This window comes from Pseudomonas putida, from assembly GCF_028682175.1.
GTDB lineage: Bacteria > Pseudomonadota > Gammaproteobacteria > Pseudomonadales > Pseudomonadaceae > Aquipseudomonas > Aquipseudomonas putida_AD.
The window spans coordinates 41,800-57,445 of the sequence record NZ_JANHKS010000030.1 but is presented as its reverse complement, the minus strand read 5'-3'; the positions used below and the strand labels follow the sequence as shown (position 1 = coordinate 57,445).

Sequence of the window (15,646 nt, the reverse complement as noted above, 5' to 3'; positions counted from 1 at the left end):
TATTGTGTCTGCCACTAGAATATTGCGCAATGGCGCTTTGATTGGCGCATGCAAATATTCAGGAGTTCCCACGTACCATGAGCAACATGAATCACGAGCGTGTCCTCAGCGTTCATCACTGGAACGACACCCTTTTCAGTTTCAAGTGCACCCGTGATCCAGGTCTGCGTTTCGAGAACGGTCAGTTCGTCATGATCGGTCTGCAGCAGCCCAACGGGCGCCCGCTCATGCGTGCCTACTCCATCGCCAGCCCGAACTGGGAAGAGCATCTGGAATTCTTCAGCATCAAGGTGCCGGACGGCCCGCTGACTTCCCAGCTGCAGCACCTGAAGGAAGGCGACGAGATCATCATCAGCAAGAAGCCTACCGGCACTCTGGTGCTGGATGACCTGAAGCCAGGCAAGCACCTGTACCTGCTCAGCACCGGCACTGGTCTTGCGCCGTTCATGAGCGTGATCCAGGACCCTGAAACCTACGAGCGTTTCGAGAAGGTCATCCTGTGCCACGGCGTGCGCTACGTGAACGAAGTCGCCTACCGCGAGTTCATCACCGAGCACCTGCCGCAGAACGAATTCTTCGGCGAAGCGCTGCGCGACAAGCTGATCTACTACCCGACCGTTACCCGCGAGCCGTTCGAGAACGAAGGCCGCCTGACCGACCTGATGCGCAGCGGCAAGCTGTTCAGCGACATCGGTCTGCCACCGATCAACCCGCAGGACGACCGCGCCATGCTGTGCGGCAGCCCGAGCATGCTCGACGAGACCAGCGAAGTGCTGAACAGCTTCGGCCTGACCGTTTCGCCACGCATGCGTGAGCCGGGTGACTACCTGATCGAGCGCGCATTCGTCGAGAAGTAAGCTACAGAATCGGACCTAATCGCGGTTGAAGCGCTGCCACAGTCACTGTGGGGGCGGATTCATCCGCGACCAGGTCAGTACAGGCATCCGTAACTGGGCGTCTGAAAAAAACCGCCTGGAGGTCACGGACCAGGCGGTTTTTTTGTGGGTGTTTTTCAGGGTTTGCAAACCCCGCCCGTAGCAGCACGGCTTGCCGGCGGAGCGGTGTATCGGTGATGGATGTGCCGTCTGACACACCGCCCCCGCCGGCAAGCCGTGCTGCTACGGGGGAGGGGCGTTCATCAAATGGTTGATCGAACCACTTCCAGCACCCGAATCAACCCCGGCTGCGGGTAATGCCAGCGCACGTCCAGGTCCCAGAATTGCGCGCCGTAGCGACGCTCTGGCGCCGGCACCTGGTACGCCGGACGAGGGTCCTGGGCCAGGCACTGTTCGATCAGTTCCACCAGCGGCTCATCCAGGCGCAATCCGTGTTCGCGGGCCTGCACCAGCGCACTGTCATCCCATTGCACGGGAATCAGCACGGGCGCCGCCGCAGCCATGGCGTTGGTGGCACAGTCGATCACGTCGGCGTAGGGCACGTAGGGTTTGACGTCCAGCACCGGCGTGCCGTCCAGCAGGTCGATGCCGGACAGCCACAGCCGGTTGGCTTCGACCCTTTCCAGCTTGACCACCGACTGGCCGATGCCGTTGGGGCGGTGGGTGGCGCGGGTGGCGAACACTCCCATCGACTGGTTGCCGCCCAGGCGAGGAGGGCGAACCTTGAGCCGTGGTTTGTCTTCCAGCGCTTGGTGGAACAGGAACAGCAGCCACACGTGGCTGACTTGCTCCAGCCCTTGCACTGCGTCGCCCTGGTCGAACGGCGCGACCAGTTCCAGCACGCCACGGGCAGCAGGCGCCAGTTGTGGCTGGCGCGGGATGGCGAACTTTTCCTTGAAGCAGGAACGCATGAAGCCAATGGGGGAGACGCTGTAGGCCGTCGTCATCGGGAGCCTGCGGTACTCAACCGCGAACGCGCGTGGTCAGGCCGCGCAGGAAATTACGCAGCAGTTGGTCGCCGCACGGGCGGTAGTTGTTGTGGCCCGCCTTGCGGAACAGCGCGCTGAGTTCAGGCTTTGAAACCGGGAAATCGGCCGCGTTGAGGATCGCGTGCATGTCTTCTTCCTTGAGTTCGAAGGCCACGCGCAGCTTCTTCAGCACGATGTTGTTGGTCATCGGCAATTCGACGGGCAGCTGCGGGCGGCTCTCATCCTTGCCGCGCTTGAAGAACACCAGGCCGTCGAGAAAGTAGGCCATCACTTCATCGCTGCAAGGCTCGAAGCCTTCTTCTTCATCTTTCTTGAGGAAGGCCGCGATCTGCGCCTTGGTGACGTCGAGCCCGCCCAGCTTGATGATTTCGACCACCTTGGTTTCGTGGAGATCAAGCATGTAGCGAATGCTGCGCAGTACGTCATTGTTCATCATGATGCGTGTTTCCTGTTGTTCGTGCATGAGCGCGCGCCCGCAGGCATCGCGCTGAAAAAAAGGCTCAGAATTTCTCTTTGTCGGTCATGTAGCGCCACTGGCCTTCGGGCACCTTGCCGATGGACACGCCGCCGATGCGGATCCGCCGAATCGACACGACCTTGAGCCCCACCGCCTGGCAGAGCTGGGCGATGATTCCCGGCTGCGGGTTCTTCATGGCGAAGCGCAGGCGAGTCTCGTTCTGCCAGCTGGCCTTGACCTTCGGCAGCTCCGTGCCTTTGTACATCAGGCCGTGATTGAGGCGGTTGAGTCCGTGGGGAGCCATTTCGCCGTCGATCTCGACCACGTATTCCTGTTCGATCTTGCTGCGGTCATCGGTGAGCTTGCGCAGGATTTTCCAGTCCTGGCTGAACACCATCAGGCCACTGGCATTGGCTTGCAGGGTCGAGATCGCTTCCAGACGCAGGAAGTGCCCCTTGAGCGGGCGCTTGCCGATGCTGTGCTCGGCCGACAGCGACGCCGGGGAGATCAGTGCCAGGGCCTTTTCCGGGCTCATGCCAGCGGGCACGTTGAACAGAATGGTCACCGCTTCCGGGGTCACGGCCTTGGCGTCGGGGCTGAGGGCGACGGTCTGGTTCTCGACCTTGAATTGCGGCTCGTCGACGACCACGCCGTCCACCGTGACCCAGCCGCCCTCGATGTACAGCTCGGCTTCGCGGCGCGAGCAGCCGGTCAGCTCGATGAGGCGTTTGGAAAGGCGAATGGGATCAGTCATGAGAAAAGCCGTAGCAAGAAGGGAAAGGTGCCTATTGTACCCGTGCAAGCACCGTTAATCGCGGCAACATTGAAAATGCAGACCGAATAAGACTCCATTCGGGGGATTTTTCCGGGGGCGGCGCAGGTCTGCTCTCAATTCCCACTTTGTCTGGAGCTTTTTCATGACCAAATGGCTACCCGCCTTGCTGATGAGTGTCGGCCTGCCACTGATGGCCGCAGAGGCACCGTCCTATGGCCCGCAACTGGAGGGCTTCACTTATCCGTATCCGGCGCAGGATTTCAGTTTCGAATCCCAGGGTGTCCAGGTGCAGATGGGCTACATGGACATCAAGCCCACCGGCACGCCCAACGGGCGAAGCGTGGTGATGCTGCACGGCAAGAATTTCTGCGGCGCGACCTGGGAAGGCAGCATCAAGGCGCTGACCGCAGCGGGTTACCGGGTGGTGGCGCCGGACCAGATCGGCTTCTGTCGCTCCAGCAAACCTGCGGACTACAAATACTCATTCGAGCAACTGGCGCAGAACACGCGGGCGCTGCTGACTCAGTTGGGCATCGATCATGTGACCGTGGTCGGGCATTCCATGGGCGGCATGCTGGCGACCCGTTTTGCCTTGATGTACCCCGAGCAGGTGGATCAGTTGCTGCTGGTCAACCCCATCGGTCTTGAAGACTGGAAAGCCAAGGGGGTGCCGGATCGCAGCTTCGATGACTGGTACGCTCGCGAGCTGAAGACCAACGCCGAGAGCATTCGCAAGTATCAGCAATCGACCTACTACGCCAGCGAGTGGCGGCCTGAGTTCGATCACTGGGTGCAGATGCAGGCGGGCATGTTCAACGGCAAGGGCAAGGAAGAAGTAGCCCGCGCCTCGGCGCAGACCTACCAGATGATCTTCAACCAGCCGGTGTTCTACGATTTCGAAAAGCTGAAGATGCCGACCGTGCTGTTCATCGGGCAGAACGACAACACGGCAATCGCCAAGGATGCCGCGCCAGAGGCACTACGCAAGACGCTGGGCAACTATCCCGAGCTTGGCAAGGCGGTGGCCAGACGCATTCCCCAGGCGACCCTGGTGGAGTTCGCAGGGCTTGGGCATGCGCCGCAGATTCAGGATCCGCAGCAGTTCAACAGGGTGTTGCTGGAGAGCCTCAAACACTAGCGGCAAGCCCCCCGTAGCAGCACGGCTTGCCGGCGGGAGCGGTGTGTCAGGCGGTACATTCGTCACAGACACACCGCCCCGCCGGCAAGCCGTGCTGCTACGGATTATCTGTGGGCTTTCAACCTCATCCGCAACATCGGGTACGGCCTGCCCAGGCCGTCCACTTCCGAGCGCCCGGCAATCTCGAACCCCTGCTTCTCGTAGAAGCCCAGCGCCTGCGGGTTCTGTTCGTTGACGTCCAGTTCAGTCACGCGGTAGTTCTCGATGGCGTAATCCAGCAGCTTCTTGCCCAGCCCCATGCCGCGGTAGTCCGGCGCGATGAACAGCATTTCCAGTTTGCCCGGCGTGGTGCCGCCAAAGCCTGTGATGTTCAGGCGCGAGTCGCGGGTGCAGAACAGGTTCACGGCATCCAGATACTGGGTTTCCAGCAGGTTGCGCAGCAGGGTGATGTAGTTTTCCGGCAGAAAGTCATGGGTCGCCCGCACGGACGCCTCCCAGACCCGGGTCAGTTCGGCGTAGTCGTGTTTCTTGGGCAGGTAAATGACCGAGTGGTGGGCCATGTTGCCGCGTCTCCTGTGTCTTTTGTTGTCCTTATCTGGAGACGATAGCCAGAAAAAACAAACCCCGCCGTTCAAGGGCGGGGTTGTCGGGGGAGCGATAGCGGAACCGGTATCGGTCCGGCCTTAGACCGGCTCAGCCCACAAGTCATACTCGTCGGCATCGACCACGCGGCACAGGACCTTGTCGCCCGGCTTCAGATCGCGGTCGCTTTCGACGAACACGTTACCGTCAATCTCCGGTGCGTCGAAGAATGAACGGCCGACGAAGCCCTGCTCGTCCACTTCATCGATCAACACTTCGATTTCCTTGCCGATCTTCATCTGCAGGCGCGCGGCACTGATGGCCTGCTGGTGCGCCATGAAGCGATCCCAGCGCTCCTGCTTGACGTCGTCCGGCACGATCGGGGCGTCCAGCAGGTTGGCCGGTGCGCCTTCGACCGGCGAGTACTGGAAGCAACCGACGCGGTCCAACTGCGCTTCGGTCAGCCAGTCCAGCAGGTACTGGAAGTCTTCTTCGGTTTCGCCCGGGAAGCCCACGATGAAGGTCGAACGGATGATCAGGTCCGGGCACTGCTCGCGCCATTTCTTGATGCGCGCCAGGGTCTTGTCTTCGAAGGCCGGGCGTTTCATCAGCTTGAGGATCTTGGGGCTGGCGTGCTGGAACGGGATGTCCAGGTACGGCAGGATCTTGCCCTCGGCCATCAGCGGGATGATCTCGTCCACGTGCGGGTACGGGTAGACGTAGTGCATGCGCACCCACACACCCAGCGAGCTCAGGGCCACGCACAGTTCGGTCATGCGGGTCTTGACCGGCTGGCCGTTCCAGAAACCGGTGCGGTACTTGACGTCGACGCCGTAGGCGCTGGTGTCCTGGGAGATGACCAGCAGCTCCTTGACGCCGGCCTTGACCAGGCGCTGGGCTTCGTCGAGCACATCGCCCACCGGACGGCTGACCAGCTTGCCGCGCATGGACGGGATGATGCAGAAGCTGCAGCTATGGTTGCAGCCTTCGGAAATCTTCAGGTACGCGTAATGACGTGGAGTCAGCTTGATGCCTTGCGGCGGCACCAGGTCGATCAGCGGGTTGTGATCGAGCTTGGGCGGCGCTGCGTCGTGCACGGCGTTGACCACCTGCTCGTACTGCTGCGGACCGGTCACGGCCAGCACGCTCGGGTGCACGTTGCGGATGACGCTCTCGTCCACGCCCATGCAACCGGTGACGATCACCTTGCCGTTTTCGGCGATGGCTTCACCGATGGTGTCCAGGGATTCGGCCTTGGCGCTGTCGATGAAACCGCAGGTGTTGACCACGACGACGTCGGCGTCTTCATAGGTCGGCACGACCTGATAGCCTTCCATGCGCAACTGGGTGAGGATGCGCTCGGAATCGACCAGGGCCTTCGGGCAACCCAGGGAAACGAAGCCGACCTTGGGGGCGGCAGACGTGGTGACGGTGGACATGACTAACCTCGGCGTAGGTATGCCCCGGCGTCTGGCCCGGGCACTGACTGGGCGCTTGGTGCGCCTCTGATCAAAAAGTGCGCAATTCTAGCGATGAGAGACGCGATTGACCAGCGTTATACCGAGAATTACGACGAGTGCTGCGCTATGCTTCGCGGCGTTGAACCCGGCAACCCTTGTTGGCCGGGAACATCTGAATTTACCGGTGTGCGGCGGGTCAATCCCGATACTGCACATCGCAGCACTCGAGTCAGGGTTTCAGGAGTAGTTAATGGGTCATGCAACCAGTCAGGCCGATACCGGTCATTCGTCAGCCAAGCCCTTGAGTTTGCTGGTGGGGGCGGTCGGGGTGGCATATGGCGATATCGGCACCAGCCCGCTGTATACCATCAAGGAGGTTTTCGTCGGCGGTTATGGGGTGCAGGCCGGGCATGATGCGGTACTGGGCATCCTGTCGCTGATTTTCTGGGCGCTGGTCTGGGTCGTCTCGTTCAAGTACATGGCCCTGGTGCTGCGCGCCGACAACGACGGCGAAGGCGGGATCATGGCCCTCACGGCGCTGGCCCGCCGGGCTTCGGCCAAATATCCAAGGCTGCAGGCGACCATGATCGTCTTCGGGTTGTTTGGCGCTGCGCTGTTCTACGGCGACAGCATGATCACCCCGGCGATTTCGGTGCTCTCGGCGGTCGAAGGCATGGAGCTGGCGTTCGACGGCCTGGATCACTGGGTGGTGCCGATCGCGCTGATCGTGCTGGTGGGGCTGTTTCTGATCCAGCGCCATGGCACGGCGCGCATCGGTGTGATGTTCGGTCCGATCATGGTGCTGTGGTTCGTCACCCTGGGCGTTCTGGGTATCCACGGGATCATCCAGCAGCCCGAGGTGCTGAACGCGGTCAACCCGCTGTGGGCGCTGCGCTTCTTCCTCGACCATCCGGGCATCGGTGTTGCCGTGCTGGGCGCGGTGGTGCTGGCGCTGACCGGCGCCGAAGCGCTCTACGCCGACATGGGCCACTTCGGTCGCAAGCCGATTTCCCGTGCCTGGTTCGCCCTGGTGCTGCCTGCGCTGGTGCTCAACTACTTCGGCCAGGGCGCCGTGGTGATCGAGAACCCGGAAGCGGTGCGTAACCCGTTCTACCTGCTGGCGCCGAGCTGGGCGCTGCTGCCGTTGATCGGCCTCTCTACGCTGGCGACCATTATCGCGTCCCAGGCGGTGATCTCCGGCGCGTTCTCCATGACCCTGCAGGCGATCCAGCTGGGTTACATCCCGCGCATGTACATTCAGCACACCTCCAGTGACGCCCAGGGCCAGATCTACATCGGCGCGGTGAACTGGACGCTGATGGTTGGCGTGATCCTGCTGGTGCTGGGCTTCGAGTCTTCCGGCGCCCTGGCCTCTGCCTACGGCGTGGCGGTGACGGGCACCATGCTCTGCACGACCATCCTGGTGGCCTCGGTGATGCTGCTGGCGTGGAAATGGTCGCCATTCATCGCGATTCCGATCCTGGCGGGCTGCCTGTTCGTCGACGGCATGTTCTTCGCGGCCAACGTTCCGAAAGTGGTGCAGGGTGGCGCATTTCCGTTCCTGGCCGGTATCGCGTTGTTCATCCTGATGACCACCTGGAAGCGCGGCAAGCAGCTGCTGGTCGAGCGTATCGACGAAGGCGGCCTGCCGTTGCCGATCTTCATCAGCAGTATCAGCGTGCAACCGCCCCATCGTGTTCAGGGGACGGCGGTGTTTCTGACGGCTCGTCCGGATGCCGTCCCACATGCGTTGCTGCACAACCTGCTGCATAACCAGGTGCTGCATGAACAGGTGGTGTTATTGACCGTAGTCTACGAAGACACGCCACGTGTCCCTGCGGCGCAGCGCTTTGAGGTTGAAGCCTATGGCGAGGGGTTCTTCCGGGTCATCCTGCACTTCGGTTTCATCGACGAACCGGACGTCCCGGCCGCGCTGAAGCTCTGCCATTTGCCGGATCTGGATTTCAGCCCGATGCGCACGACGTACTTCCTAAGTCGTGAAACCGTGGTTTCAACCAAATTGGCCGGCATGGCCCGCTGGCGCGAAGGCCTGTTCGCGTTCATGTTGAAGAATGCGAACGGCAACCTGCGCTTCTTCAAACTGCCGTACAACCGCGTGATCGAGTTGGGTACGCAGGTGGAGATGTAAGCACCCGCCGCGGCAAGTCGCAGTCTTGTGAACGCCCCCCATCCCGTAGCAGCCGGGCTTGCCCGCGGGGGCGTCCTCAAGATCGCTCCCGCCGGCAAGCCGTGCTGCTACGGGATCGCGGTAATCCGCCCCTTTTGTGAACGCCCATAAAAAATCCCCGCAATCGTGAGAATGCGGGGATTTTTTGTGGCGGGGTTATTCGGCGCTGGCGGACTCCGGCGCTTCCTTGCCTTTCCACTTGTCGATGACCGCGATCAGGCGTTTTGCCAGGGCAGGGTAGTCTTCATCGAAGTGGTGACCGCCCGGCAATTGCTGCTTCTGGCCTGGGGCGGTGGCTTCGGTGCAGCCGCTTTCGTCCTTCTCTTCCACGCCATAGACGCAGAACACCTTGTCAGCCGGCAGCTTGGCCATTTCCGGGCCAGTGGCCGCTTCCTTGCCGGAGGCGCCGAGCCAGCCTTCTACCGCGATCTCGAAGCTGCCACTGCGGGCGAAGGCCAGCAGGATGATGCCGTCAACGCGGGCCTTGTCATCTTCCGGCAGGCGGTTGTAGATGGCGGGCAGTACGTCGGCACCGAAGGAATAACCCGCCAGCACGAAGTGCTTGGCACCCCATTTCTGCCGGTAGTGGGCCATCAGCTCGCTGAGGTCGGTGGCCGTCTGCTCAGGGGATTTGTGTTCCCAGTAGTAGCGCAGGGTATCGATGCCCACCACCGGGTAGCCACCGGATTTGGCCATGTCGCCCGCCACGTCCTTGTCCAGGTCGCGCCAGCCGCCATCACCGGAGAGGAACAGGGTGACGGTGTCCGAGGGTTGGCTCGAAGGCACTTCAACGACCGGGATGTTCAGACCACCACTTGCGTCATCGGCGATCAGCAGATGACGGACTTCGGTGTTGAGGATCTGCGGGTACTTGATGTCGTAGTCGCTGATCTTGGTTTCGGCGTTGGGCGTGTCACGAACGAACACGGCGGTTTCATCGTCCGGGCCGTCGTTCCAGGCCACGGTCCATTTGCCGTGGGCGGCGGCTTTGGGCGCCGGGACCTTGCAATCAGGCTGATTGAGGACGAAGTTCACCGAAATGGCCTGGGCCTTGTCGTTGCTTTGGCCGGCTAGCCAATCCCAGGCCACCGAGCCGCCTGCGCTGATACCGGCAACCACGTCCGGCGCGCCGTCGAGCTTTTGCAGCGCTGCCGTGAAGGCCTTTTCCTGCAATTGGCAATCGTCTTTTGGCAGCACCACCTGAATCACTTGGGCAGAAGCGTCGTAGCTCAGTGCCAGGACCTGCTTCTCGGTCAGCGCGTCTTCGGTGGTCACGGCCAGGGCCACGCGGGTCTTGACCTTGGTCGACGGAGTGGCGCGGATCAGCGCCGAGCCGTCATCCAGGGTAATGCGTTCCAGTGTCGGTTGGGCGGCAGGGCGGTTCCACAGCCAGAAACCCAGTGCCACCGCCAGAATTACCAGGGCAGCGAGCAAAAAGCGCCAGTAGCGTTGAATCATCAGCGTTTCACCAATCCAGTCAGGCCGCCCGCGATCAGGGCAGCAGTGTCCGCCAGTGCCACCAGCGGATCGAGTCCGGCGGGCACGGCCATATAACGAGGTTCCCAGTCAGGCTGGAATTTGTCTTTGAAGCGGCGCAGGCCCTGGAAGTTGTAGAGCTGCTCGCCGCGGGTGAACACCATCGAGCCCAGGCGCTGGGTCAAGGGCGCGCCACGCCGAGGTTGCAGGCCCGACAACGGCACCATGCCCAGGCTGAAGCGGGTGTAGCCTTCCTTTTTGTAATGCAGGATCAGGCCGACCATCATGAATTCCATGGTCAGCTTCGGCGCATCCGGGTGCGAACGCATCAGGTCAAGGCTCGCCAGATCGTTGCGCGAGGTTTCCAGCAGGTTGGAGAACGCAACCGGCTTGCCCTGGAAGTGAACGATGGCGATGCGGAAGTGCTTGAGGTAATCGAGGCTGAAACGGCCCAGGGAGAAGCCTTTCTCCCGCACGTTCTTGCCGGTGAGCCAGGCGTCGGAAATCACCTTCAGCTCATCCATCGGCGCCTGGCCGACTTCGTAGATTTCCAGCGACAGACCATCGCGACCACCCCGGTTCCAGGTGTAGCGCAGGTCCTTCATTTCCTTGCCCTTGGCCTCGATGTCGAACTTGAGCAGGTCGACCCGGGCTTCCTCGCCCAGTTTGATCGCGGTCAGGCCGATGTCCATGTAGAACGGCAGGTTCTCGGCACGCACTTGATAGAACACAGGGCGTGCGTGGTGCACGTCGCACAGGTCGCGGAATTGCCAGATCAGCTCGGCGCGCTGTTGGGTCGGGCCGATGGGGTCATACAGCGCCACCAGGCTGCGGCCGCGATGGGCGTACATCAGGAAAGCATTACCGTCCGGGTGCAGCAGAACGGCTTTGTCGCCGGTCAGCACCAGACCGCCATCAGGCTGGCTGGAGGCCTTGATGATTTCGGCGGCCTTGGCCAGTTGGGCTTCGTCAGGCAGGTCGATCTGCGGGCGCGCGGTGCGCAGCAGCCAGGTCAACGAGACGATCACCAGCAGCACTGCACTGCCCAGCGCCGAGCGCAGGCCGCGAGGGGCGTCGGCATCCAGGGTGAACTGCCACCACAGTTGATGGCTGTAGGGCACGTCCTGGTAGGCGAACAGCAGCAGCCAGAACGAGGCGCCCAGTACGCAAATGCTGGCCACCAGATACAGCGGTGAAAACGGCAGTTCCAGCAAGCGGCTCGGCCGATAGAAGGAGCGGCGGAAAATGGCCAGCAGGCAAGCGGTCAGCAGCAGCATGCTGGCCTCTTCCCAGTCGAAACCTTTGAGGATCGACAGCACCGAACCCACGAACAGCAGGATCGTGGTGAGCATCCAGGCGGCGGACAGGCGTCGACGCAGGCCCTGGGCCAGCAGCAGGCACAGCACGCCGATCAGGCTTGCGCCGAAGTGCGATGCATCGATCAGCCGATGAGGGATCAGAAAGCCCAGGCTTTCCAGTCGGGTGTCGATTTCCGGGGTCGAGCCGGAAAACAGCAGCACCACGCCAGACAGGAACACCAGCAGCGCCAGGATCGGCGCGCCCAGCCCTGAGGCCACACGAATGGCCTGGCGGGCAAACAGCAGGCGCTTGGCCTCGCTGAACAGCAGTACCAGGCACGCCACCAGCAGCGGCAGCAGCACGTAGATCAGGCGATACAGCAGCAGCGCGGCGGCCAGTGGCGCGGCGCCCAGTTCGTCGGCGAAGGCGGTCAGCAGGATCGCCTCGAACACCCCGACACCACCCGGCACATGGCTGAGCACGCCGGCGGCCAGGGCCAGCAGGTACACCAGCAGGAATGCGCCGAAGGGCGGGGCGGACGGCAGCAGCAAGTACAGCACGGCAGCGGCGGCGGCCACGTCCAGTGCGGTAATCACCAGTTGCATGAGCGTCAGGCGCAGCCCCGGCAGGCGCAGGGTACGACGCCCGGCGCGTACTAGCAGGTTGTGCGGGATTGTCTGTTCCGGCAGGCGACGGCGATAGACCGCAACGCCCAGAATCACACTCAATGCCAGTACCGCGATTGCGATCGTTGCCAGCACGGGGACCGACAGATGCAGCGCCAGGGAGGCGGCGGGCAGGTCGCTCAGCGTGGCCAGTGCCGCCAGTGGTGGAAGCGCACAACCCAGCGACAGGCTGGCGAACAGCGTCATGTGCGCGACTTCACCAGCCCCAAGCCCCAGACGGGAATACAGGCGATAGCGGACCGAGCCGCCGGACAGCATCGACAGGCCCACGGCGTTGCCGATGGCAAACGCACAGAACCCGCCCATGATCATCGATTTGGGCGGCAGGTCGACGTTGGCATATTTAGTGGCCGACCACTCGTAGCCCAGCAAAATGGTAAAGCCGATGACCGTCGCCAGCACGGCGCCGCCCAGAGAAGGCAGCGGAACGCTGAGCAGCGAGTCCTGCAGCGCGTAGATATCCAGTTCCGTGAGCATGTGCCGACAGGCGATCAAGGCCAGGGCAAACAGCAGGATGGTGACGGCCACCCCAATGGGTTGACGATATTTGCTCACCAATTCGCGAAGACGCGGTCGGGCAGGGGAAACCGGAGAAATCTCTGGAGCTGCTTCGTTGGTGTCGGATGGGTTGGCGCGCATCAATCACTCCTTGGATCGTGCGCGACAGGATGGGGGTATACAGCCAAGTTACCAATCCCTACGCAAAAAATAATTCAGGATGTTAGCGCTTCAACGTCTAACGGGCGAATACGGCAGTGACGTCTCTGTGACTGTTCAGTCTAGGTTCAGTTACTGGCAAGCGTATCGGCACAAAAGCAAAAAACTCTCGTGCCTGGTAACACAGGGTAACAAGCTACCTCAGACCGAAGCGATTTCGACAATGAAATGTGACAAGGGTTTAGCTCTGTCATTCGGTCGCTTTCGTCAGGGCAAAAAAAAGGCCACTCTTTCGAGTAGCCTTCTTCAAACGTTTGGTTGCGGGAGCCGGATTTGAACCGACGACCTTCGGGTTATGAGCCCGACGAGCTACCAGACTGCTCCATCCCGCGTCTGTGTGGCGGCATTCTACAGTCGAACGCCTGAGTGTCAACCTTTAATGCCAAAGATCGACAAATTAACCACATTCGCACGGGTGAAACGCCTAAGTGACGGTCGGACAAGGCTTTTATCGCAACGGCCAGCGCTTAGCAGGTGGCCATCATCCCGGTGGAATGTTTCAGGCGTATGAAGGAAGAGTGACCTGGAAAATCGACGCGCACAAAAAAGGCCACTCTTTCGAGTAGCCTTTTTTGATGTTTGGTTGCGGGAGCCGGATTTGAACCGACGACCTTCGGGTTATGAGCCCGACGAGCTACCAGACTGCTCCATCCCGCGTCTGTGTGGCGGCATTCTACAGAGGAATGCCGGGGTGTCAAGCGAAAGGCCTGAGAAAATTGCTTTTTGTTCAAATAGTTAGCGCTCGACAACGGGGCTGGCAGGCTTCCAGGCCATGCAATACGGGCCTGACAGGGCGGTCAGCTATGGTTAGCCGTGCTCGTAGGGGATATGGCAGGAGCGTGTCAGATAGATGCTTGAATGAGATACTGCTCAACCGTATTCCTACGACTGTACGTTATGCCGCAGCGCAAAATCATCCACATCGACTGTGACTGCTTCTATGCCGCCATCGAAATGCGCGACGACCCGCGCCTGGCCGGCAAGCCGTTGGCAGTGGGTGGTTCGGCGGATCGGCGCGGGGTCATCGCCACCTGTAACTACGAAGCCCGGGCCTATGGGGTGCGTTCGGCCATGTCTTCACGCCATGCGCTGTCGTTGTGTCCGGACCTGACCATCGTCAAGCCGCGAATGGATGCCTATAAAGAAGCATCGAAGGAAATCCACACGATCTTTCGTGACTACACCGACATGATCGAGCCGCTGTCGCTGGATGAGGCCTACCTGGATGTGTCCGAGTGCGAGCATTTTTCCGGCAGCGCCACGCGCATCGCCCAGGACATTCGTCGGCGCGTCTCCAATCAGTTGCACATCACGGTTTCGGCGGGTGTTGCGCCGAACAAGTTTCTGGCCAAGATCGCCAGTGACTGGAAGAAACCCAACGGGCTGTTCGTCATCACCCCTGATCAGGTCGAGGACTTTGTCGCAGACCTGCCGGTTTCGAAGCTGCATGGTGTGGGCAAGGTGACCGCCGACAAGCTCGGCCGCATGGGGATTCTCAGTTGTCAGGATGTGCGGGGCTGGAGCAAGTTGTCGCTGGTGCGCGAGTTCGGATCATTTGGTGAGCGGCTGTGGAACCTGGCCCACGGTATCGATGAGCGCCCGGTGCAGAACGACAGCCGCCGGCAATCGGTCAGCGTGGAAAACACCTACGATACCGACTTGCCGGATCTGGCCAGTTGCCTTGCCCGGCTGCCTGAGTTGCTGGAAAACCTCAATGGGCGCATCGCCCGGATCGACACACTGTACCGGCCGGGCAAGCCGTTCGTGAAAGTGAAGTTCCACGATTTCACCCAGACCACTCTTGAGCAGTCAGGGGCGGGGAGGGATCTGGAGAGTTACGAGCAATTGCTCGCCCTGGCATTCGCACGCGGCGGTAAACCGGTGCGATTGCTGGGTATTGGCGTGCGGCTGCACGACTTGCGCGGCAAGCACGAGCAGCTTCAACTGTTCACCTGAGTTGGCCCTTACTCGCTGCCGACCGGCACCGCCACCAGCCGCCCTGCATCCTTGGCCAGCGCCCGCAGAAACTCGTGTTGCAGCTGCGGATCGTTGCGGGTCATTTCAATCAGCGACTGTTCCAGGTCACTGGCTTCCTCTTCAAGGCCCAGCTCCGACAGGCGCTTGACCCGGTGCACCCACTGGCTGACTTCGTCGTCTTCGAGGTCGTCGTAGATCAAACCGTGAGCTTCGATCAGCTTGCCGCGCAATGTCTTGCTCAGCGGCAGGTTGGTACTGGCCTGCACGTTGGTCTGTTCGTCTTCGACCTTGATGTTCAACTGGGTGATGCGGCTCAGGTCCTGTTCGGCGAACGGGCTGTCGAGCAGATTGATACGCAGCACGCCGTTGCGGTCGGTGTTCAGCTCGTTGGTGTCCTTGCCGGCCTTGACCTGAACCGGGCTTTCGCTCCATGGCAGGCTGGTGTGCTCGACGCGGTGATCGCGCTGCACTTCATCGATTCCCGCCAGATTCTGCTGCGCCCGGCCGTGGGACGGAGCGTTCATGAACGGGTTGATACCGGCGATGCCGTAACTGAGCCAGTCCTTGGTCACGCTGTCGGGCAGGCTGCCGAAGGTGAGTACGTTGACCACGTTGGCGCCCACACCGGCGACGATGGCCACTGCGCCCAGCGGAATCTCGTAGATTTCGCGCCAGGGCTGATAGGGGGTGTAGCGATCGTAATGACGAGTGACTTCGAATTCGGTGATGTCGAAGGTCTTCAACTCGTGGATACGCACACGACGCTGCGGCAACTCAAGGGTCTTGGGTTCGCCGACGTCGATCTGGAAACTGTGGTCGAGCAACTTGCGGTCGACGCGCTCTTCCTGCTCACTGCGTTGAGACAGATGGTTGGCGCAACCGCTGACGAGCAGAGTGCCGCACAACACGGCGCCTGCGAGGGGACTTCGCTTTAGCATGAGATCTCTGATTGCAGGTAAGACGGACTCGCCTGGGCAAATCGGCATGCGGCTCAAGTGATGGCGCG

At 61.4% G+C, this 15,646-nt stretch carries 12 protein-coding genes and 2 tRNA genes; 4 read left to right on the top strand and 10 right to left on the bottom strand.

Translation table 11 applies throughout. The features are described 5' to 3' along the window. The first annotated feature begins 77 nt into the window (after positions 1 to 77). The gene (gene fpr / locus NPS29_RS19560; protein ID WP_002554680.1) at positions 78 to 857 is read left to right on the top strand and encodes a ferredoxin-NADP reductase; all 780 of its coding nucleotides are present in this window, start codon (positions 78 to 80) and stop codon (positions 855 to 857) included. Between the two features lie 281 nt (positions 858 to 1,138). Here the strand turns inward: fpr and tsaA are convergent, their stop codons facing one another. The 3 genes from tsaA to NPS29_RS19545 form a co-directional block, all read right to left on the bottom strand. After that, positions 1,139 to 1,843 carry a tRNA (N6-threonylcarbamoyladenosine(37)-N6)-methyltransferase TrmO gene (gene tsaA / locus NPS29_RS19555; RefSeq protein WP_274134424.1) on the bottom strand — a complete coding sequence of 235 codons (705 nt, stop codon included), beginning with the start codon at positions 1,841 to 1,843 and terminating at the stop codon, positions 1,139 to 1,141. A 16-nt stretch (positions 1,844 to 1,859) separates the two neighbouring features. Further along, positions 1,860 to 2,321, bottom strand: coding sequence for a DUF1456 family protein (locus NPS29_RS19550; RefSeq protein ID WP_274134423.1), 462 nt, complete (start codon positions 2,319 to 2,321; stop codon positions 1,860 to 1,862). A gap of 64 nt (positions 2,322 to 2,385) precedes the next feature. Then, positions 2,386 to 3,096, bottom strand: a complete 711-nt coding sequence (locus NPS29_RS19545) for an rRNA pseudouridine synthase (protein WP_274134422.1) — start codon at positions 3,094 to 3,096, stop codon at positions 2,386 to 2,388. 163 nt (positions 3,097 to 3,259) lie between these two features. Between NPS29_RS19545 and NPS29_RS19540 the strand changes: the two genes are divergently transcribed. Further along, positions 3,260 to 4,255, top strand: a complete 996-nt coding sequence (locus NPS29_RS19540; RefSeq protein ID WP_274134421.1) for an alpha/beta fold hydrolase — start codon at positions 3,260 to 3,262, stop codon at positions 4,253 to 4,255. Between the two features lie 104 nt (positions 4,256 to 4,359). Here NPS29_RS19540 and NPS29_RS19535 read toward each other — a convergent pair whose 3' ends face one another. Next, a complete protein-coding gene (locus NPS29_RS19535) occupies positions 4,360 to 4,815 on the bottom strand; it encodes a GNAT family N-acetyltransferase (protein WP_274134420.1) in 456 nt (151 codons plus the stop codon). A gap of 123 nt (positions 4,816 to 4,938) precedes the next feature. Next, positions 4,939 to 6,276, bottom strand: coding sequence for a 30S ribosomal protein S12 methylthiotransferase RimO (gene rimO / locus NPS29_RS19530; protein ID WP_274134419.1), 1,338 nt, complete (start codon positions 6,274 to 6,276; stop codon positions 4,939 to 4,941). A 271-nt stretch (positions 6,277 to 6,547) separates the two neighbouring features. Between rimO and NPS29_RS19525 the strand changes: the two genes are divergently transcribed. Then, positions 6,548 to 8,446, top strand: a complete 1,899-nt coding sequence (locus tag NPS29_RS19525; RefSeq protein ID WP_274134418.1) for a potassium transporter Kup — start codon at positions 6,548 to 6,550, stop codon at positions 8,444 to 8,446. Between the two features lie 195 nt (positions 8,447 to 8,641). Here the strand turns inward: NPS29_RS19525 and NPS29_RS19520 are convergent, their stop codons facing one another. The 4 genes from NPS29_RS19520 to NPS29_RS19505 form a co-directional block, all read right to left on the bottom strand. After that, positions 8,642 to 9,943 (bottom strand): virulence factor family protein, encoded by a 1,302-nt coding sequence (locus NPS29_RS19520; protein ID WP_274134416.1) that lies wholly within the window; start codon positions 9,941 to 9,943, stop codon positions 8,642 to 8,644. Beyond that, complete coding sequence (mprF, locus tag NPS29_RS19515; RefSeq protein WP_274134414.1) at positions 9,943 to 12,585, bottom strand: bifunctional lysylphosphatidylglycerol flippase/synthetase MprF; 2,643 nt, start codon at positions 12,583 to 12,585, stop codon at positions 9,943 to 9,945. The genes NPS29_RS19520 and mprF overlap by 1 nt, the downstream gene beginning before the upstream one ends. Before the next feature lie 333 nt (positions 12,586 to 12,918). Next, positions 12,919 to 12,995 (bottom strand) — tRNA-Met (locus NPS29_RS19510). A 248-nt stretch (positions 12,996 to 13,243) separates the two neighbouring features. Further along, positions 13,244 to 13,320, bottom strand: a tRNA-Met gene (locus NPS29_RS19505). 240 nt (positions 13,321 to 13,560) lie between these two features. Between NPS29_RS19505 and dinB the strand changes: the two genes are divergently transcribed. Beyond that, entirely contained in the window at positions 13,561 to 14,619 is a 1,059-nt protein-coding gene (dinB, locus tag NPS29_RS19500) for a DNA polymerase IV (RefSeq protein ID WP_274134413.1), read from the top strand. Between the two features lie 8 nt (positions 14,620 to 14,627). Here the strand turns inward: dinB and NPS29_RS19495 are convergent, their stop codons facing one another. After that, positions 14,628 to 15,578, bottom strand: a complete 951-nt coding sequence (locus NPS29_RS19495) for a hypothetical protein (RefSeq protein ID WP_274134412.1) — start codon at positions 15,576 to 15,578, stop codon at positions 14,628 to 14,630. Positions 15,579 to 15,646 lie beyond the last annotated feature (68 nt).